The sequence below is a fragment of the Gracilibacillus caseinilyticus genome (assembly GCF_022919115.1).
In the GTDB taxonomy this organism is placed as follows: domain Bacteria; phylum Bacillota; class Bacilli; order Bacillales; family Amphibacillaceae; genus Gracilibacillus; species Gracilibacillus caseinilyticus.
This window is the reverse complement of sequence record NZ_CP095072.1, coordinates 609,658-628,281: the sequence shown is the minus strand read 5'-3', so window position 1 is coordinate 628,281 and position 18,624 is coordinate 609,658. Positions and strand designations below refer to the sequence as shown.

At 40.3% G+C, this 18,624-nt stretch carries 17 protein-coding genes, 11 tRNA genes and 1 rRNA gene; 28 read left to right on the top strand and 1 reads right to left on the bottom strand.

Going from position 1 to position 18,624, the window contains the following annotated elements; genetic code table 11:
- Positions 1 to 23: 23 nt before the first annotated feature.
- From glmS to MUN88_RS02980, 15 genes are all read left to right on the top strand, one after another.
- A complete protein-coding gene (gene glmS / locus MUN88_RS03050) occupies positions 24 to 1,856 on the top strand; it encodes a glutamine--fructose-6-phosphate transaminase (isomerizing) (RefSeq protein ID WP_244720674.1) in 1,833 nt (610 codons plus the stop codon).
- 146 nt (positions 1,857 to 2,002) lie between these two features.
- Entirely contained in the window at positions 2,003 to 2,983 is a 981-nt protein-coding gene (locus MUN88_RS03045) for a bifunctional UDP-N-acetylglucosamine diphosphorylase/glucosamine-1-phosphate N-acetyltransferase GlmU (RefSeq protein WP_244720671.1), read from the top strand.
- Between the two features lie 157 nt (positions 2,984 to 3,140).
- Positions 3,141 to 3,944, top strand: a complete 804-nt coding sequence (locus tag MUN88_RS03040; RefSeq protein ID WP_244720668.1) for a hypothetical protein — start codon at positions 3,141 to 3,143, stop codon at positions 3,942 to 3,944.
- A gap of 1,015 nt (positions 3,945 to 4,959) precedes the next feature.
- The gene (gene alr / locus MUN88_RS03035; protein WP_244720665.1) at positions 4,960 to 6,078 is read left to right on the top strand and encodes an alanine racemase; all 1,119 of its coding nucleotides are present in this window, start codon (positions 4,960 to 4,962) and stop codon (positions 6,076 to 6,078) included.
- Between the two features lie 176 nt (positions 6,079 to 6,254).
- A complete protein-coding gene (locus MUN88_RS03030) occupies positions 6,255 to 6,536 on the top strand; it encodes a CopG family ribbon-helix-helix protein (RefSeq protein ID WP_244720661.1) in 282 nt (93 codons plus the stop codon).
- A 3-nt stretch (positions 6,537 to 6,539) separates the two neighbouring features.
- The gene (locus tag MUN88_RS03025; RefSeq protein WP_244720658.1) at positions 6,540 to 6,890 is read left to right on the top strand and encodes a type II toxin-antitoxin system PemK/MazF family toxin; all 351 of its coding nucleotides are present in this window, start codon (positions 6,540 to 6,542) and stop codon (positions 6,888 to 6,890) included.
- A 167-nt stretch (positions 6,891 to 7,057) separates the two neighbouring features.
- Positions 7,058 to 7,921 carry an RsbT co-antagonist protein RsbRA gene (gene rsbRA, locus MUN88_RS03020; protein WP_244720655.1) on the top strand — a complete coding sequence of 288 codons (864 nt, stop codon included), beginning with the start codon at positions 7,058 to 7,060 and terminating at the stop codon, positions 7,919 to 7,921.
- Between the two features lie 13 nt (positions 7,922 to 7,934).
- Positions 7,935 to 8,291: an STAS domain-containing protein gene (locus MUN88_RS03015; protein ID WP_244720652.1), complete on the top strand. Its 357-nt coding sequence runs from the start codon at positions 7,935 to 7,937 to the stop codon at positions 8,289 to 8,291.
- 2 nt (positions 8,292 to 8,293) lie between these two features.
- Complete coding sequence (locus MUN88_RS03010; RefSeq protein WP_244720650.1) at positions 8,294 to 8,695, top strand: anti-sigma regulatory factor; 402 nt, start codon at positions 8,294 to 8,296, stop codon at positions 8,693 to 8,695.
- 93 nt (positions 8,696 to 8,788) lie between these two features.
- The gene (locus tag MUN88_RS03005; RefSeq protein WP_244720648.1) at positions 8,789 to 9,793 is read left to right on the top strand and encodes a PP2C family protein-serine/threonine phosphatase; all 1,005 of its coding nucleotides are present in this window, start codon (positions 8,789 to 8,791) and stop codon (positions 9,791 to 9,793) included.
- Positions 9,794 to 9,909: 116 nt separating this feature from the next.
- A complete protein-coding gene (locus MUN88_RS03000; protein WP_244720646.1) occupies positions 9,910 to 10,239 on the top strand; it encodes an STAS domain-containing protein in 330 nt (109 codons plus the stop codon).
- Positions 10,240 to 10,716 (top strand): anti-sigma B factor RsbW, encoded by a 477-nt coding sequence (gene rsbW, locus MUN88_RS02995; RefSeq protein WP_244720645.1) that lies wholly within the window; start codon positions 10,240 to 10,242, stop codon positions 10,714 to 10,716.
- On the top strand, positions 10,688 to 11,479 hold the full coding sequence (gene sigB / locus MUN88_RS02990; RefSeq protein ID WP_244720644.1) for an RNA polymerase sigma factor SigB: 792 nt from the start codon (positions 10,688 to 10,690) through the stop codon (positions 11,477 to 11,479). The genes rsbW and sigB overlap by 29 nt, the downstream gene beginning before the upstream one ends.
- The gene (locus MUN88_RS02985) at positions 11,479 to 12,084 is read left to right on the top strand and encodes a SpoIIE family protein phosphatase (protein ID WP_244720643.1); all 606 of its coding nucleotides are present in this window, start codon (positions 11,479 to 11,481) and stop codon (positions 12,082 to 12,084) included. The genes sigB and MUN88_RS02985 overlap by 1 nt, the downstream gene beginning before the upstream one ends.
- A 555-nt stretch (positions 12,085 to 12,639) precedes the next feature.
- Positions 12,640 to 14,835 carry a Tex family protein gene (locus MUN88_RS02980; RefSeq protein ID WP_244720641.1) on the top strand — a complete coding sequence of 732 codons (2,196 nt, stop codon included), beginning with the start codon at positions 12,640 to 12,642 and terminating at the stop codon, positions 14,833 to 14,835.
- Positions 14,836 to 14,871: 36 nt separating this feature from the next.
- Here MUN88_RS02980 and cmpA read toward each other — a convergent pair whose 3' ends face one another.
- Positions 14,872 to 14,988, bottom strand: coding sequence for a cortex morphogenetic protein CmpA (cmpA, locus tag MUN88_RS02975; RefSeq protein WP_244720637.1), 117 nt, complete (start codon positions 14,986 to 14,988; stop codon positions 14,872 to 14,874).
- A gap of 68 nt (positions 14,989 to 15,056) precedes the next feature.
- Between cmpA and MUN88_RS02970 the strand changes: the two genes are divergently transcribed.
- The 13 genes from MUN88_RS02970 to MUN88_RS02910 all read left to right on the top strand — a co-directional run bounded on the left by MUN88_RS02970 (position 15,057) and on the right by MUN88_RS02910 (position 18,596).
- A complete protein-coding gene (locus tag MUN88_RS02970) occupies positions 15,057 to 15,518 on the top strand; it encodes a SprT family protein (RefSeq protein ID WP_244720635.1) in 462 nt (153 codons plus the stop codon).
- A 180-nt stretch (positions 15,519 to 15,698) separates the two neighbouring features.
- A tRNA-Asn gene (locus tag MUN88_RS02965) sits at positions 15,699 to 15,773 on the top strand.
- A gap of 1 nt (position 15,774) precedes the next feature.
- A tRNA-Ser gene (locus MUN88_RS02960) sits at positions 15,775 to 15,865 on the top strand.
- Positions 15,866 to 15,877: 12 nt separating this feature from the next.
- Positions 15,878 to 15,949, top strand: a tRNA-Glu gene (locus MUN88_RS02955).
- A 20-nt stretch (positions 15,950 to 15,969) separates the two neighbouring features.
- Positions 15,970 to 16,046: transfer RNA gene (locus MUN88_RS02950), tRNA-Asp, on the top strand.
- Positions 16,047 to 16,050: 4 nt separating this feature from the next.
- Positions 16,051 to 16,125, top strand: a tRNA-Gln gene (locus tag MUN88_RS02945).
- Between the two features lie 196 nt (positions 16,126 to 16,321).
- A tRNA-Lys gene (locus tag MUN88_RS02940) sits at positions 16,322 to 16,397 on the top strand.
- A 34-nt stretch (positions 16,398 to 16,431) separates the two neighbouring features.
- A tRNA-Leu gene (locus MUN88_RS02935) sits at positions 16,432 to 16,515 on the top strand.
- A gap of 74 nt (positions 16,516 to 16,589) precedes the next feature.
- Positions 16,590 to 16,666 (top strand) — tRNA-Arg (locus MUN88_RS02930).
- A 4-nt stretch (positions 16,667 to 16,670) separates the two neighbouring features.
- Positions 16,671 to 16,747, top strand: a tRNA-Pro gene (locus MUN88_RS02925).
- 35 nt (positions 16,748 to 16,782) lie between these two features.
- Positions 16,783 to 16,856, top strand: a tRNA-Gly gene (locus tag MUN88_RS02920).
- An 8-nt stretch (positions 16,857 to 16,864) separates the two neighbouring features.
- Positions 16,865 to 16,941, top strand: a tRNA-Ile gene (locus MUN88_RS02915).
- A gap of 92 nt (positions 16,942 to 17,033) precedes the next feature.
- Positions 17,034 to 18,596, top strand: a 16S ribosomal RNA gene (locus MUN88_RS02910).
- Positions 18,597 to 18,624 lie beyond the last annotated feature (28 nt).

The following is an 18,624-nucleotide window of genomic DNA, read 5'->3' as shown; positions in this document are numbered from 1 at the left end:
AAATGTAAAGGAGAGGAAATAACATGTGCGGAATCATTGGTTACATCGGGCAAAAGGACACACAGCAAGTATTAACAACAGGGCTAAGTAAATTAGAATATCGAGGATATGATTCGGTAGGAATCGCAGTAGTTAACGGCGAGTCCGTTCAAGTCGAAAAGGCTAAGGGCAGATTGGATGTCTTGCAGGACAAGCTTGATCAGGCTCCGCTGTCAGGTAATGTAGGTATCGGACATACACGCTGGGCAACACATGGTGAACCTTCAAATGAAAATTCTCATCCACATACAGATGTGAACAATGAATTTGCCGTGGTACATAACGGTATCATCGAAAATTATTTAGACATTAAAAGAGAGCTTAAACAAAAAGGATACACGTTTATTTCTGAGACCGACTCAGAGGTCATCTCACATTTATTCTCCGAATTATATGATGGAGAGATGCTTTCTACTATTCAAAAAGTCGTTAAACGATTAGATGGAGCATATGCATTAGGAATTGTTTCTGAGCATGAACCAGAACGTCTATATGCGGTAAGACAAGCAAGTCCTCTCATTATTGGAGCAGGGGATGGAGAAACATTAATAAGCTCAGATATTCCTGCGGTTCTTGAGCATACTCGTGACATTTTTATTCTGGAAGATGGTGAAATGGCCGTTTTAACAAAAGATGATGTGACACTTCTTGCGACAGAGACAGGAGCGGAATTGAACCGGGACTTATTCCGCGCTGACTGGGACATGGAGCAGGCAGAAAAAAACGGCTATGATCATTTTATGCTGAAAGAAATTCATGAACAGCCAACTGCATTACAAAAAACAATGACAGGAAGATTTAATAAAGAACAGAAATCAGTAGAATTTGATGAACTACAGTGGTCTAATCAACAAGTGGAGCAATGGGATAAGGTTACCATCGTCGCTTGCGGTACTGCATACCATGCTGGTTTGATCGGCAAGCACGTTATCGAAGAACTAACTCGAATACCTGTCGATGTAGAGGTAGCTTCTGAGTTCCGTTATCGCCGTCCGATTGTCAATGAGAAGACGCTTGTTATTGTTGTTAGTCAATCAGGTGAAACGGCTGACACCTTGGCTGCTTTACGTCAAAGTCAACATTTAGGGGCTCAAGTTCTTGCGATAACGAATGTAGTAGGAAGTTCCATAGCTCGTGAAGCGGATGAAGTACTGTTAACAATGGCAGGACCAGAAATTGCCGTAGCTTCTACGAAAGCTTATACGACACAAGTATTAACTTTCTATCTGTTAGGTATTTATCTTGCTGAAAGAAAACAATCCGTTTCTCAAGAATATCATGATCAGTTGCTTGAATCGATTGCGGAAATTCCTAATAAAATGGAAGAAATTTTGGAGCATTCGAGCAGCATTCGTTGGTATAGTGAATCTATCAAAGATGCTAATAGTGTATTCTTTATTGGACGAGGCCTGGATTTTCCAGTTTCTCTAGAAGGTTCGTTGAAACTGAAGGAAATCTCTTATATTCATTCGGAAGCATATGCTGCTGGCGAATTGAAGCATGGAACGCTTGCTCTAATTGAAGAAGGAACACCAATTATAGCACTTATCACACAGGATGAAGTCAGTGAGAAGATGTTAGGAAATATTAAAGAAGTTAAAGCACGTGGTGCCCAAGTACTTGGAGTAGCAGGGGAAGAAAAAATGAATATTTGGGAGTATGTAGACGAATGCTGTTACATCCCTAATACCTTATCCATTATGACTCCATTGTTGACGGTTATTCCGTTACAGTTAATTTCATACTATACATCACTTGCTCTTGGAAATGATGTCGATAAACCACGTAATCTTGCCAAAAGTGTCACTGTTGAATAAGGTCTCTTGCTAACTCGACAATCGGACCATCATCTGTGAAGGTCTTGTGGAAGGTTAGTACCGTGGTAAAGATATAATAAGGGAGATGGAGTGAATGAAATTCCATCTTCCTTCTATAGATAAAGACGAAGAATGGGGGAAATAAGATGAATCAAACATTTGCTGTTGTTTTAGCCGCTGGAAAAGGTACAAGAATGAAATCAGAATTGCCTAAGGTTCTTCATGATGTTTGTGGTCAATCGATGGTCGAGCATGTCATTGATCGATTGCAACGTATTTCAATGGATCGGATTATTACCGTGGTAGGTCATCAGTCAGAGTTAATCAAACAACACTTAGGTGAATCGTTAGAATATGCTTATCAAGAAGAGCAGCTTGGTACCGCACATGCAGTGCAAATGTGCCGTGAAAAGCTCTGTGATCAGCAAGGATCAACATTGATTATTACTGGAGATACCCCATTAATTACAGAAAAAACACTTCAGAAATGTCTGGAACACCATCGCAATACAGATGCAGCAGCTACTATTTTAACCATGCACCCGGAAGATCCATCCGGATATGGCCGGATTATTCGTGATCAGCAAGGACAAGTGCAGCGAATTGTAGAACATAAAGATGCTACGGAAAAAGAGCGAGAAGTTAATGAAGTAAACACAGGTATCTTTTGCTTTGATAACCAATTGCTATTTAAGGCGATTGATCAAGTATCTACTAATAATAAGCAGCAAGAATATTATTTACCTGATGTAATTGAAATCTTGAAAAATCAAGGTGAAATCATATCAGCTGCAAGTGTATATGACATTGAAGAAGGATTAGGGATTAATGACACAGAACAACTCGCACATGCAAAGGACATTTTACAAAAACGGATTATCGACTTCCATCAGGCTAATGGTGTGACGATTACCGACCCTTCATCCACTTATATTGAGGCGGAGGTGACGATCGGTAAGAATACAGTGATTGAACCTCGAACTCAATTAAAAGGCAACACGAAAATAGGAGATAATTGCATTGTCGGCCCTGATATCAGACTGTGGAACTATACTTCTATTAATATTCAAAAACAGCAAGATTCTTCTAAAGCGGATGACCAGCGTGTCATGTCCTATGTTAAATAATAATAAACAAAAAAGGTCTCTGCATACGGAAAGATCTTCGCTTCAAAGAGGGTTCTATTCTTTCCTTTTTTCGATGAAAGGGTGCTTAGCCATTATCACACTGATAGTTATCCTTTGTTCGTTAGGATTTTACTTCAATCAGAAAGATTATGAGAAAGTGACATGGATCTGGGATCTTGAAAAATTGGATGAAAGTCAAGAAGATCTCATTTCATTTGCGGATGATCAGGGCATAAACTTAATTTATTTACATGTCAGTCAAAAGGGTTTTGATAAAGAGAAAGTTCAATCATTTATCAAAAAAGCGGCTGAGGAAGACATTAAAGTGTATGCGCTTGGCGGTGACCCATACTGGGCATTATCGAAAAACCAAGACAGTTTGGAAAATTTTGTCGGTAATGTAAAGGATTATAATCGTCATGTGTCACAAGATGAGAGGTTTCAAGGGATTCATCTTGATATTGAGCCGTATTTATTATCGGAGTGGAAGAACAATCAGGAAGATGTCATTACCCAGTGGTTGGATAATATGACTTATCTTAAGAAGCAGGCAAAATCAAATGCGGACCTCAAGATAAGCGGGGATTTCCCATTTTGGATTTATAAAGTGAAAATACCAGGGAAAGAGAGCAATGTTGGGGAATGGATGATCTCTAAACTCGATTCCATCACGATTATGGCCTATCGGGATTCAGCAGAAGGGAAGAATGGCATTAAGTCCATTTCATCGCCACTGATTGAACAGGCTGCTAACCATAATAAATCGGTTGTGATCGGTGTGAATATGGTTAAGACAGATGAAGGTAGTCATACTACGTTTTATGATACGCATCCTAATGAAATGAATCAGGAATTACATCAACTGGAGAATTATTTTGCAGGACATCCAGGGTTTGGTGGAATTGCTGTACATGACTATCGTTCATGGAAGTCAAATATTAAAAAAAGAACGTACGAATAATGTCCATGCTTTCAATTAGAAACCAGAGCCGTTTTCTTCCGCCAAAGAAGGAACGGCTCTTTCTTATAATACGGATTAAGTAAAATGGATATGTATGTCGATGTGGAAATTTTGATAGGTTTTGTGTGCTAAGTCAAGCTCTGGAAATATGCTCCGCGTCCTGTGGGGGCGTAAATCTGCTTCTTTGGGAAAGAGAACGCTTTCCGGGGAGATTTTCGGGCAGGAGTCTACGGATGATGGTTGATAGGTATTATATGATATTTAACCTATATATACGGTTGATTATCATTCCGTATGTTAGCTATTACATAAGGAAAACAGTTCATCGAGATTTGTATCGTTTAGAGGAAAAGGAGACAAAAGTGGAAAGCGATGCATGGAGATTTGTATCGTTTAGAGGAAAAGGAGACAAAAGTGAGAAGCGATGCAAGAAGATTTGTAGCGTTTAAAAAGAAAGAAAACAAATGAATGGTGTTGTCCGGTTAGTTTTGTCTGCTTGTAGAGTCTGTACCATAGCACAGGCCAACACGCAGACTCCTGCGATCCATACCTGCTGGACGGCGGAGTAACCGTCAAGGCTAGGAATCTAATGGAGTGAAAGTCTTCTGTCGTCAATTTGCTGATTCAGACGACTAGCATTTCCAAAGCGCAACTCGCGTTCTGCTTGGTAGTAAACGCCACGGCGGCCTATATTACGCAGAGAATATAATGTCGGAACAAGCAAACCTAGAGGCAAAAAGGCTTTAAGAAATACTGCAGCTCCGAAATTTTACGCCCTTCTGCTAGTTGATATTATCCGTATAGGTATAGTTAAATGCAAGTTAGGTTTGGACGTTTTTTTCTTACTTAATAAGATATTACAGAAGCACTGATCATGCAGATTACGTGATTTGTGGATACTTGCTATGCTTAGGCCGCTAAGCAGAAATTATATTCTGACTATTTAATCATATCCTTTTTCTATGAAATGCATTATAATGGAAGTCTCAATGTAATGAAAATGAGGAGTATCAACATGACTGAAAAATTTTATCGCGATTCATGGGTAGAAGTAAATTTAGATCATATTATATATAATATAGAACAATTACGAAATAAACTGTTTGATAATACTGACATTTATGCGGTTGTAAAGGCAAATGCTTACGGACATGGTGACATTGAAGTAGCACATGCCGCGTTACAAGGGGGAGCAGAAAGGCTTGCTGTAGCAGTGTTAGACGAAGCATTGCGGTTACGGGAGGCTGGCATTATGGCTCCTATTTTAGTGATGGGTTACATTCGCCCGGAGGATGCTGCTGTAGCAGCGGATCATGATATTACAGTGACGTGCTATCAGCCTGCCTGGTTAGAAGCCGTACAAGGGTTAGAACTGCCAAGCCCATTAAAAGTTCATTTGAAGTGGGATACAGGTATGGGGCGTATAGGTGTTCGAAGTGAAGAAGAATTGATTGACATTCTTCCATTATTGCGACATCCAAACGTACATCTCGAAGCAATCTTCACACATTTTGCAACTGCGGATGAGACAGACCTTACACATTTTGAAGCGCAATTAGACCGTTTCGAAACACTTCGAAGTGTTTTTCAACGTCATTGGGCAGGGCATAAGGTATTATTTCATACTGGAAATAGTGCTGCCAGCATGAGATTCCCAGATAAAATGTTTGATTTTGTGCGATTTGGCATCAGCATGTATGGTCTATACCCATCAACAGACGTAAAAAGGGAAAAGCCTATCGATTTAAAACCCGCTCTAAGCTTGTATAGCAAATTAATACACGTTAAGAAGGTGGAGGTAGGAACACCAATCAGTTACGGGGCAACCTATGTGACTGAAAAAGAAGAATGGATTGGGACAGTTCCACTTGGTTATGCGGATGGTATCAATCGTCATTTGCAAGGTGCAGAAATTCTTGTGAATGGGAAACGTGGTGAGATTATTGGCCGAATTTGCATGGATCAATTAATGGTCCGTTTATCTGGTCCAGCACAAACAGGTGATCCAGTGACACTGATTGGTTCTCAAGGTAATGAGACCATAGAGATGGATGAGTGGGCGAATCATTTAGACACGATCAATTATGAAGTGGCTTGTATGATCAGCCACCGTGTTCCGAGAATATATCCTTAAAAAATTGCTATACTAGTAAGATGTACATGATAATTCCTTGAATTGCCGGGAATAATAAAAAATATATTGTAGAAAAAAATGATAAATTATCAAAAACCCCTTTGCAATGCCTGTTTCGTAATGGTATGATAATATTGGATTATCAAAAAAAGGCTTGTCAATGTTGGTGGAGGTGTATGGTTTTGTCTGAAGACTTGCAAGAAGTTGCTGTGAGATTACCTAAAAACCTGCTGAATGAGGTGGACGGCTTGATGAAAAGCGAAGATAGCAATTTAAGTGATTTTATTTGCCAAGCAACCAGAACGTATTTGCGTGAAACAAAAAAACGTCATATTCAAGAATCCATGCAAAGAGGATATATGGAAATGGCGAAAATTAATTTGAATATTGCTTCGGAAGCTTTTCAGGCGGAAGAGGAGGCAGAAAACACCCTTGAGCGCTTAGTGAGCGGGGTGTAGGTCTTGATTGTGAAAAGAGGCGACGTATATTTCGCCGATCTTTCCCCTGTTGTGGGATCTGAACAGGGTGGAGTACGTCCCGTATTAGTATTACAAAATGATATTGGTAACCGTTTTAGTCCAACTGTTATTGTAGCAGCAATCACAGCTCAAATTCAAAAGGCGAAATTACCGACACATGTCGAAATAGATGCAGAAAAGTACGGTTTTGAGCGTAATTCGGTTATTTTATTAGAACAAATCCGTACCATTGATAAACAACGATTAACTGATAAAATAACTCAATTAGACAGTAACATGATGGAACGTATTGATAGAGGATTAGAAATTAGTTTAGGGTTAACTGATTTCTAATCCTCTATCTTCCAAACACCCTTGCTTTTTTCGTAAAAGGCAAGGGTGTTTTTAGGGAGAAAGAGAAAAAAATGGATAAATTTGTCGAAAAGGGATTGTATTAATCGTAATATTCGAGTTTTTGTTGTAAAATGTTTATATTAAACAAGATAGCGGAGGTAAAGATAATGCCAGAGACATTACGGAGAATAGTTATTGAAAATAGTGATGTTATTTCAAATAACTGGTTAGAGGAATTGACGGAGAAGCGTAAATCTGATTACACATCAAATATTTCGGACAGCTTGTATCATTCTACCAATCAGGAATTCATTAATGTTATTTTTGCCAGTATTAATCGTCAATGGGATACAGGAGAAATGGATGAGTTTGCAGAGAGACTCATTAATTTAGGTTGGCCATTGAGCTACATCACAGATGGTTTACAAACGTTTAGAAGAGTAACGATCGAATTCATTTTACATCAATCGGATAAAGTAGATACCTATGAATTCTCCCGCATTTTGAAGATTGTAGAGGATTGGGTGGAACCAATTATTAATCAGCTTGTCAACCAATATTCTGGCAGTTGGGAGCATACAGTTTCCTTGCAAAGAATGGCATTGCAAGAATTAAGTGCTCCGCTGATTCCGGTGATGGAGAATGTTACCGTCATGCCGTTAATCGGTACAATCGATACAGAGCGTGCCAAATTAATTATGGAGAATTTGTTAGAAGGTGTGATGAAGCACAATGCAGAAGTAGTGCTGATTGATATTACAGGTGTACCTGTAGTGGATACGATGGTAGCTCATCATATTATTCAAGCAGCTGAAGCTGTGCGATTGATTGGTGCAACATGTATTCTTGTAGGTATTCGTCCTGAAATTGCACAAACGATTGTAAACTTAGGAATCGACCTTAGTAAATTTCCGACGAAGAGTACTTTACGGAAAGGATTTAATACGGCTTTGAAGTTAACAAATCGAGAAATTGTTGAAGTGGAAAACACAAATGAAGATATAACGAAGATAATAGATTCATTAAAATAGGGGAGGTGTTGTTATGAGAATACCAATATTAAAATTACAAAATTATTTATTGGTATCCATTCAAATCGATTTAGATGATCAAACAGCTATAGATTTTCAGGAAGACTTACTTAGTAAGATTCATAAGAGTGGAGCAACAGGTGTGGTTATCGATTTAACCTCTGTTGATATCATAGACTCTTTTATTGCTAAAGTATTAGGAGATGTGGTATCCATGTCAGACTTAATGGGAGCTAAAGTAGTACTTACTGGAATACAGCCAGCTGTTGCTATGACTTTAATTGATCTTGGAATACATTTACAAAACGTACCGACAGCACTTGATTTAGAACAAGGGTTAATTAAACTTCGCCAGGAACTGGAGGAGTGAAGATGATAACAAAACCAAGTGTGCAAATAAAGAAAGAATGGGATATTGTTGGAGCTAGGCAAATGGGAAGAGAGTTAGCAAAAGAATTAGGGTTTGGAACGGTTGATCAAGCCAGAATTGCCACTGCCATCTCAGAACTGGCCAGGAATATCTATTTGTATGCCAAAACAGGTCAAGTGACATATGAAATAATTGAGGAAATGAACAAAAAAGGCATAAAAATTATTGCCACTGATGCAGGTCCTGGGATCAAAGATTTAAGTAAAGTAATGGAAGATGGTTTTTCCACTTCTGGAGGACTAGGGGCTGGGTTGCCTGGCGTCAAAAGGTTGATGGATTATTTTGATATTGTCTCTGAACCGGAAAAAGGGACAACAATAACTACGATCAAGTGGGTTCGTTAATGCAGACTGTATAATATGTACGATGTTTCATACTCCTATACCTTAGTGATTGTAGTTTCCAATTTGCACGATTAGTAGATAGGAGGTAAGGAGATGGCGCCTTATAAATTTGATATTGATAACTACATGAAATTATTGAAAAAATATATATCTTCACAAGATGAAACGTCCTTATATCAGGCAGAATTATTTAGTAAATCATCGATGCAACATCAAATATCACCAGAAGAAATTATCAATGTGCATATTCAAGCACTGCAAGCGCTGTATCCTGATTTACCTGAAGAAATTGATGCTTCTATGAATTTCTTATTGGAAATGATGATATCCTATGGATTAGCCTATCAGGAATTCCAAACACTAAGGGAAAAGCAAGGAGAATTGGAGTCTGAGATTGCAGTAGCTGCCAACATGCAACAAACGTTATTGACAACTACTAAACCAGTCGTTCCAGGACTAGACATAGGTGCTGTTAGTGTTCCTGCCAATCAGATGAATGGGGATTACCATCATTTCGTTACAGATGAATCAAATAATATTGGAATTGCGATTGCGGATGTAATTGGTAAAGGTATCCCGGCTGCTCTAGCGATGTCGATGATTAAATATTCGTTGGACAGTTTTCCAGATACAATGCGTAATCCAAGTGTGATCTTAGAGAATTTGAATCGTGTTGTGGAGCGTAACGTAGATACGAGTATGTTTATAACGATGTTCTATGGGTTATATGACACCAGTACCGATACTTTTCAATTTTCATCAGCAGGGCATGAGCCTGGTTTTTATTACTGTGCGGAGTCTGACCGTTTTTATGAAATCAGTACCAAAGGTTTAGTGCTCGGTGTTTCCGATCAAGCCATATATCAACAGTCAGAAATGAAAATGAATCCAGGGGATATGGTTATATTATTAACGGACGGAGTAACGGAATGTCGAGTTGGTGATGACTTCATTGAGTCAAATGAAATGTTGGAAGTGATCCGCAAGTACATGCATTTACCAGCGCAAGAAGCAGTAGACGCCGTGTACCGACACTTCGAACGTTTGCAGGATTTTCAACTTAGAGATGATTTTACATTAATTTTCCTAAAAAAATAAGTTTAGTTATCATTATGAAGGGGTATCAAACTAACTAGGCACACAGCAAACCAATGATTTTGTAATATAGTTGTAATTTGGAACAAAGTTCAGCAGGACGACAGGAGGTAGCTGATTTGAACTTAAATATAGATCTAGTAGATAAGAATGAAGCGCAAGAAGTGGTTTTGTCAGGAGAAATCGATGCGTACACTGCGCCTAAATTGAAAGAAGCGTTATTACCGTTAACGAAGCAGGAAGGTAATAAAATCGTTGTTGATTTGGAAAATGTAAATTACATGGATAGTACTGGACTAGGCGTATTTATCAGTGCGCTGAAATCAACTAAAGAACATAACAGTGAAATGAGACTTGTAGCGTTGCAGGAGCGAGTGCGGAGACTTTTTGATATTACGGGGTTGGATGGGATTATCAACATCGACTCAACGGTGCGAGGTGGAAATTAAATGGAACCTTTTGACTTCATTGAAATGAAAGTCCCGGCAAAAGCAGAATATGTAGGGGTTATCCGGTTAAGTACATCTGGAATAGCCAATCGTATGGGATTTTCTTACGAAGAAATTGAAGATCTGAAAGTAGCAGTATCAGAAGCGATGTCAAACGCAACGGAACATGCATATCAGAATGAAGATGGCGGAGAAGTAACCATTGGATTTGGCCTTTATCAGGATCGTTTGGAAGTAATGGTAGCTGACAGAGGCGGCAGTTTCGACTTACAGAAAGTAAAGAAGGATTTAGGGCCATTTGTTAACAATGAATCAATTGAAGATTTACGAGAAGGAGGCTTTGGCCTATTTTTAATTGAAGCACTGATGGACAAAGTTGAAATCAAGAACGATTATGGTGTGATCGTGCTAATGACTAAATACCTCCATGAAAATGAGGTGGATATTAATGACGACCAAATCACGACCTCACAATAATCATGAGGATGAAGTATACGAGTGGATTCGTACATTTCAAGAAGATCCCGATAACCAATTGATTCAAGAGAAAATTGTTCTTACCTATCAAAAACTTGTGAAATCACTAGCAAGAAAATATGCAAAGAATGAAATGATTTATGAGGATCTTGAACAGGTCGGAATGCTCGGTTTATTAGCTGCGATTAGAAGATACGATCCAGATATCGGAAGATCGTTCGAATCATTTGCAATTCCAACGATCATCGGTGAAATCAAACGATTCATCCGTGATAAGACATGGAGTGTTCATGTCCCGAGAAGAATTAAAGAACTTGGTCCAAAAATCAAAAAGGCAACAGAATTGTTAACAACTGATAATCAAATGTCACCATCGATCAAAGAGATTGCCGCTTATTTGGAGGTTTCAGAAGAAGAAGTACTGGAAACAATGGAGATGAGCCAGAGCTATAATGCTTTATCTGTAGACCGAAAAATTGAAGCAGATGCTGATGGCAGTGAGGTGTCCATTCTTGACTTGATTGGTAATCAGGATGAAGGATACGAAGACGTTGATCGTCAGCTATTGTTAGAAAAAATCATGCCGATTTTAAATGAAAGAGAACAGTTAATTCTTAAATATACGTATTTTGAAAACAAGAGTCAGAAAGAAACGGGTGAAGCACTAGGTATTTCACAAATGCATGTATCTAGAATTCAGCGCCATGCCTTGAAAAAATTAAGAGAAGCATTGCTGGCAGAGAATATGGAGGCTATGCGTTAATGCAAAAAGAAGGTCACGTAGAAGTATCGGTATATCAAAAAGCAAAAAAAGGTAACTACTATTGCGGTGACAGTTATTTTTATCATGAAGCCGATGATAAATTTATTTGTGCATTAGCGGATGGGCTCGGTAGTGGAGAATTCGCCAAGGAATCTTCTCAAATAGTGATGGATGTTATTAAAGAAAACACCAGTGACTCGGTAGCGTCTATTATGAAGAAAAGTAATAAGAAGTTAGTTGGTAAACGTGGAGTTGTTCTAGGTATTTTGCAGATCGACCTAAGAGATAAACAATATGCCTATTCTTCCATTGGTAATATAGGTTTACTAACCGTCACATCTGACTCAATCAAAAAGCGAAATATACCACAGGCAGGCTATCTAAGCGGCTTTGATCGTCCATTCAAAATAATGTCAGACGACGTCGAAGAGAACATGATCTTTATCATGTTTTCAGACGGAGTAACATCAAAGGAAATATCCAATAGCTACTTCCATAACCAGGAAGTAGAGCAAATCACTGATACTTTTTCCTATCAGTATAAGCATAACATGGACGATGATACGACTCTAATAGCAATGAAATATAAAGAGGGACCTCAATGATATGAGGTCTCTTTTCTATTAGAACCCTCGGTAACTAATCAGCTTGAAACTAAATTAATCCACTCAGTGCCTATAATATGGATTATGTTAACTAGCTGCTTAGTGGTAATTTTGAAATATTTCATCTGCTTGGCAATACCGTTCCGTCCAACCACTTCGCGTCCTGCGGGGCACGGCTGAAGCTAATGTATGAGTTCTACAATTTATACAAGAGCTAGCACATTGAGGTGATTATAATTGTCATGATAGTATTCAAATTCTACATAGCAATGTGCCTAGCACCACTGCTATTAGCTGTGCGGAGCATATTTCCGGAACTTTTCTAAGCAGATGAAATCTATCAAAATTATCACAATGTCAGACAGTTCCACTTTACATATTCCATATTATAGGTAGCTTTAATTTAGTTATGAAGGTGGGGGTAAGCCGATATCACCTTCCAGTAATTAAAAGAACGACACTAAGAATGCGACAAATCGGCTGATCATTTAGGGTTGTGGGTCATATAGCAATGTCGGTGCTTTTCTTATTTTTCTTTTTTTTGTTAAAATATAGATGGCAAATAGTGAAGGAGGAAACACATTGGCAAATAACGAAGAGCATGAGCAGCTATTACAAGCTGTGACCGAACGGACGAAGATTAATCAAAAATCAGTAAAAAGTGTTATTCACTTATTAGAGGAAGGAAATACAGTTCCATTTATCGCACGTTACCGAAAAGAGCAAACAGGATCGCTTGATGAAGTACAAATCAAAGATATTCAGGATGCTTGGCAATACGTCAATACATTAAATGATCGAAAAGCAGAAGTAATAAGATTAATTGAAGAACAAGGTAAGCTGACAGACCAGCTCCGTATCGATATTGAAAAAGCGAATCAACTGCAGAAAGTAGAAGATTTATACAGACCATATAAACAGAAACGTAGGACAAGAGCTACGATTGCGAAAGAAAAAGGTTTAGCACCGTTAGCCAAAGAAATATATCAAACACAAAACCTTGACATTGAAGCAAAAGCGAAAGAATTTTTATCAGAAGAACATGAATTACATAATGTTGAAGATGTTCTCGCCGGTGTACAGGACATTATTGCTGAATGGCTTGCTGATGAACCAACGCACAGGGAGCATATCCGGAAGCAAACATTCCAGAAAGGCTTAATAAGTGCAACTGTCAAAAAAGCGGAATTAGACGAGAAGAAGATTTATGAAATGTATTACGAATATAGCGAATCAGTTAGCAAGATTGTATCACACCGTATTCTGGCCTTAAATCGTGGAGAAAAAGAGGGAGTTCTTAAAGTTTCGATTGAACCACCTACAGATCATCTATTGGCATATTTACAGAAGCAAGTTACTCTCCGTAATGCTACCGAGCAGATCAAAGAATTAATGGAACAGGTGATTGAGGATAGTTATAAACGTTTAACACAGCCATCCGTTGAACGAGAGATTCGAGCGGCTCTATCTGAAAAGGCAGAGGAGCAGGCAATTGATATCTTCTCGAAAAACTTGAAAAGTCTGTTGTTACAGCCTCCGCTAAAAGGCAAGTATGTACTAGGTGTTGATCCGGCATTTCGCACAGGCTGTAAGTTGGCGGTAATTGATGACACAGGTAAAGTTAAAGCTGTCGATGTCATGTATCCAACGGCACCGAAACACGATACCAAAGGTGCAGAGGGAAAAGTAATGAAATTTATTAATGAATTTCCGATCGAACTTATTGCAATTGGAAACGGTACGGCGTCTCGTGAATCGGAGCAATTTATCGCTAATGTGATTGAAAACAATCAACTTGATGTTGCCTATATCATTGTTAATGAAGCAGGGGCAAGTGTGTATTCAGCTTCTAAATTGGCGCGTGAAGAGTTTCCTGATCTACAGGTAGAAGAACGGAGTGCGGTCTCCATCGCCAGACGAATACAAGATCCGTTGGCAGAGTTGGTGAAAATAGAACCGAAAGCTATTGGTGTGGGTCAATATCAGCATGATGTCAGTCAAAAGAAATTGACAGGATCATTGACATTTGTTGTAGAAACCGCAGTTAACCAAGTGGGTGTCAATGTAAACACCGCATCATCTTCCTTATTACAATATGTATCAGGATTGAACAAAACGGTTGCCAATAATGTTATCAAATATCGTGACGAGAACGGAAAATTCACCAATCGTAAGCAATTAAAAGATATTCCAAGACTTGGAAACAAAACGTACGAGCAAAGTATCGGTTTCCTGAGAGTCATGGATGGTGACGAGCCACTAGATCGTACGCCGATTCACCCGGAGTCTTATCCAGCAGCTAAGCAAATTTTGAAAGAGATTAACAGTTCAGTAGATGACTTAGGCAGTGAGAAGTTAAAAGAGTTAATCCATCAGTTAGACAAAAAAACGTTAGCGAACCAATTAGATATTGGTTTACCAACATTAGAGGACATTCTGAAAGCTTTAATAAGTCCGAATCGAGATCCTCGTGATGACTTGCCACAACCATTGTTAAAGAAGAATGTGCTATCGATGGAAGATCTTCAAAGTGGTATGGAATTGCAAGGTACTGTCAGGAATGTCGTTGATTTCGGTGTTTTTGTCGATATAGGAGTGAAACAGGATGGACTAGTTCATATCTCCAAAATGTCAAATCAATTCGTCAAGCACCCGATGGATCTTGTCTCTGTAGGTGATGTAATTACAGTATGGGTGGATCAGGTGGATCAAAACAAGCAACGAATAGCATTAAGTATGGTGAATGATTAAGTAATAGGTAAAAGGTGCCGATCGTAAGGGTGCCTTTTACTTTATTTGTTCTTTATCACAATAGAAATACCAACACTGATTCAATAATCGAATTTGGTATTTATTCTTTTGAAGGAAAGCACCTGATAATTGTTTTTTTAACCAAGTAGGCATTTTGATTCCTCCCTTATTTGGTTTGTTGTACTATATATATGATGATAGAAAGATAGGTGTGAAACACAATGTCTGTAATGACACAAACAGAATTAGAAAAATTAACAAAAGACATATCAGAGAAGGAGTTCCATAAACCATTTGTAGATAAGGTCTGTTTTAATAACCGGTTAAGGACAACTGGTGGCAGGTACTTACCTGGAAAAAGGTTAATTGAACTGAACCCAAAATATTTTGATGAACTAGGTTTTGATGAGTTTGTTGGAATTATCAAGCATGAGCTATGCCACTATCATCTTCATATAGAAGGAAAAGGTTATCAGCACCGTGATCGTGAATTTAGACAACTGCTTAAACAGACTAATTCTCCGCGCTTTTGTAATCCATTACCTTCAACACAAAACGATTATAAATATCAATATCAATGTTCCGAGTGTAATCAGTTATATAATAGAAGGAAAAGAATGAATACGAACAGGTATCGTTGCGGTAAATGTCGCGGTCGTTTAACCTTATTGATAAAAACATAAAAGAATTTAGAGATATGTATTGACTTATAGTTTTAGTATATGATAAATTATATTGGTGTCACTTTGAAGGGCACTTGTCCAACCAGATAAAACATTTTAAAATGTTTTTCTGAAAATGGTTGACAACAAACTTCAAATATTATATTATATTTAACGTCGTCAACATGAGTTATTCATTATTCCACAGTAGCTCAGTGGTAGAGCAATCGGCTGTTAACCGATCGGTCGTAGGTTCGAATCCTACCTGTGGAGCCATGGAGAAGTACTCAAGTGGCTGAAGAGGCGCCCCTGCTAAGGGTGTAGGTCGCGTAAGCGGCGCGAGGGTTCAAATCCCTCCTTCTCCGCCATTATTTTTTTGTGGCCCGTTGGTCAAGTGGTTAAGACACCGCCCTTTCACGGCGGTAACACGGGTTCGAATCCCGTACGGGTCATCTTTTCAAACAATTTAATAGGTCCGGTAGTTCAGTTGGTTAGAATGCCTGCCTGTCACGCAGGAGGTCGCGGGTTCGAGTCCCGTCCGGACCGCCATTGTTGGGCTATAGCCAAGCGGTAAGGCAACGGTTTTTGGTACCGTCATGCGCTGGTTCGAATCCAGCTAGCCCAGCCATTTTTTTGACTAAAAATAGCTTGCTATCATTCGTCTTTCTGACGAATATACTATTCTTATAGTTTGATCGTTTCTTCACAAAGTAAGTAGTAATGATCGATCATAATAAAGATAATTTTTCTATATGCTACTTTTGATTTAAAAGCAGTTTTACAAAATAGAAAATTGAGCTACCGTCGTGATTGATATGCAACAAGAGCCATTAGCTCAGCTGGCAGAGCATCTGACTTTTAATCAGAGGGTCGGAGGTTCGAATCCTCCATGGCTCACCATCTATATACTATATAATGGATGACTGGGTATCGAGCGGTCGTGGCGGAATGGCAGACGCGCTAGGTTGAGGGCCTAGTGGGTGAATAACCCGTGGAGGTTCAAGTCCTCTCGACCGCATTTTAAAAAGTTTTTAAAAAACTATTGACGCTGCAAAGCGTTCCGTGATATATTAGTAATTGTCGCTTTGATAAGCGCCCGTAGCTCAATTGGATAGAGCGTTTGACTACGGATCAAAAGGTTAGGGGTTCGACTCCTCTCGGGCGCGCCATAACCGGGAAGTAGCTCAGCTTGGTAGAGCACTTGGTTTGGGACCAAGGGGTCGCAGGTTCAAATCCTGTCTTCCCGACCAGTCGATCAGTAATTTCATAAATATATTTGTTACATGCGGGTGTAGTTTAGTGGTAAAACCCCAGCCTTCCAAGCTGATGTCGAGGGTTCGATTCCCTTCACCCGCTCCATTGTAAATGGGCCTGTAGCTCAGCTGGTTAGAGCGCACGCCTGATAAGCGTGAGGTCGGTGGTTCGAGTCCACTCAGGCCCACCATTTACGGAGTCATTTTGATCTTTGAAAACTGAACAAAACAACCAGTATGAATTAATAAACAAGCTAGCTTATAGAAGCGAGCGCAAGTCAACTTTATTGAGAGTTTGATCTTGGCTCAGGACGAACGCTGGCGGCGTGCCTAATACATGCAAGTCGAGCGCGGGAAGCTAACTGAATCCTTCGGGAGGACGTTAGTGGAACGAGCGGCGGACGGGTGAGTAACACGTGGGCAACCTGCCTGTAAGATTGGGATAACCCCGGGAAACCGGGGCTAATACCGGATAACACATTGCTTCGCATGAAGGAATGTTGAAAGATGGCCTCTGGCTATCACTTACAGATGGGCCCGCGGCGCATTAGCTAGTTGGTGAGGTAACGGCTCACCAAGGCAACGATGCGTAGCCGACCTGAGAGGGTGATCGGCCACACTGGGACTGAGACACGGCCCAGACTCCTACGGGAGGCAGCAGTAGGGAATCTTCCGCAATGGACGAAAGTCTGACGGAGCAACGCCGCGTGAACGAAGAAGGTTTTCGGATCGTAAAGTTCTGTTGTTAGGGAAGAACAAGTGCCGTTCAAACAGGGCGGCACCTTGACGGTACCTATCGAGGAAGCCCCGGCTAACTACGTGCCAGCAGCCGCGGTAATACGTAGGGGGCAAGCGTTGTCCGGAATTATTGGGCGTAAAGCGCGCGTAGGCGGTTTCTTAAGTCTGATGTGAAATCTTGCGGCTCAACCGCAAGCGGTCATTGGAAACTGGGGAACTTGAGTGCAGAAGAGGAGAGTGGAATTCCACGTGTAGCGGTGAAATGCGTAGATATGTGGAGGAACACCAGTGGCGAAGGCGACTCTCTGGTCTGTAACTGACGCTGAGGTGCGAAAGCGTGGGGAGCGAACAGGATTAGATACCCTGGTAGTCCACGCCGTAAACGATGAGTGCTAGGTGTTAGGGGGTTTCCGCCCCTTAGTGCTGCAGTTAACGCATTAAGCACTCCGCCTGGGGAGTACGGCCGCAAGGCTGAAACTCAAAAGAATTGACGGGGGCCCGCACAAGCGGTGGAGCATGTGGTTTAATTCGAAGCAACGCGAAGAACCTTACCAGGTCTTGACATCTTCGGATGTCCCTAGAGATAGGGAGTTCCCTTCGGGGACCGAATGACAGGTGGTGCATGGTTGTCGTCAGCTCGTGTCGTGAGATGTTGGGTTAAGTCCCGCAACGAGCGCAACCCTTGATCTTAGTTGCCAGCATTAAGTTGGGCACTCTAAGGTGACTGCCGGTGACAAACCGGAGGAAGGTGGGGATGACGTCAAATCATCATGCCCCTTATGACCTGGGCTACACACGTGCTACAATGGATGGTACAGAGGGCAGCGAAACCGCGAGGTCAAGCAAATCCCATAAAACCATTCTCAGTTCGGATTGCAGGCTGCAACTCGCCTGCATGAAGCCGGAATCGCTAGTAATCGTGGATCAGCATGCCACGGTGAATACGTTCCCGGGCCTTGTACACACCGCCCGTCACACCACGAGAGTTGGCAACACCCGAAGTCGGTGGGGTAACCTTTGGAGCCAGCCGCCGAAGGTGGGGCCAATGATTGGGGTGAAGTCGTAACAAGGTAGCCGTATCGGAAGGTGCGGCTGGATCACCTCCTTTCTAAGGATTATAGGAACACCTTTTACAA

Coding starts and splice junctions, on each gene's coding strand:
- glmS (WP_244720674.1), top strand. CDS start 24: ATGTGCGGAATCATTGGTTACATCGGGCAAAAGGACACACAGCAAGTA.
- MUN88_RS03045 (WP_244720671.1), top strand. CDS start 2,003: ATGAATCAAACATTTGCTGTTGTTTTAGCCGCTGGAAAAGGTACAAGA.
- alr (WP_244720665.1), top strand. CDS start 4,960: ATGACTGAAAAATTTTATCGCGATTCATGGGTAGAAGTAAATTTAGAT.
- MUN88_RS03030 (WP_244720661.1), top strand. CDS start 6,255: ATGGTTTTGTCTGAAGACTTGCAAGAAGTTGCTGTGAGATTACCTAAA.
- rsbRA (WP_244720655.1), top strand. CDS start 7,058: ATGCCAGAGACATTACGGAGAATAGTTATTGAAAATAGTGATGTTATT.
- MUN88_RS03015 (WP_244720652.1), top strand. CDS start 7,935: ATGAGAATACCAATATTAAAATTACAAAATTATTTATTGGTATCCATT.
- MUN88_RS03010 (WP_244720650.1), top strand. CDS start 8,294: ATGATAACAAAACCAAGTGTGCAAATAAAGAAAGAATGGGATATTGTT.
- MUN88_RS03005 (WP_244720648.1), top strand. CDS start 8,789: ATGGCGCCTTATAAATTTGATATTGATAACTACATGAAATTATTGAAA.
- rsbW (WP_244720645.1), top strand. CDS start 10,240: ATGGAACCTTTTGACTTCATTGAAATGAAAGTCCCGGCAAAAGCAGAA.
- sigB (WP_244720644.1), top strand. CDS start 10,688: ATGACGACCAAATCACGACCTCACAATAATCATGAGGATGAAGTATAC.
- MUN88_RS02985 (WP_244720643.1), top strand. CDS start 11,479: ATGCAAAAAGAAGGTCACGTAGAAGTATCGGTATATCAAAAAGCAAAA.
- MUN88_RS02980 (WP_244720641.1), top strand. CDS start 12,640: ATGGCAAATAGTGAAGGAGGAAACACATTGGCAAATAACGAAGAGCAT.
- cmpA (WP_244720637.1), bottom strand. CDS start 14,988: ATGCCTACTTGGTTAAAAAAACAATTATCAGGTGCTTTCCTTCAAAAG.
- MUN88_RS02970 (WP_244720635.1), top strand. CDS start 15,057: ATGTCTGTAATGACACAAACAGAATTAGAAAAATTAACAAAAGACATA.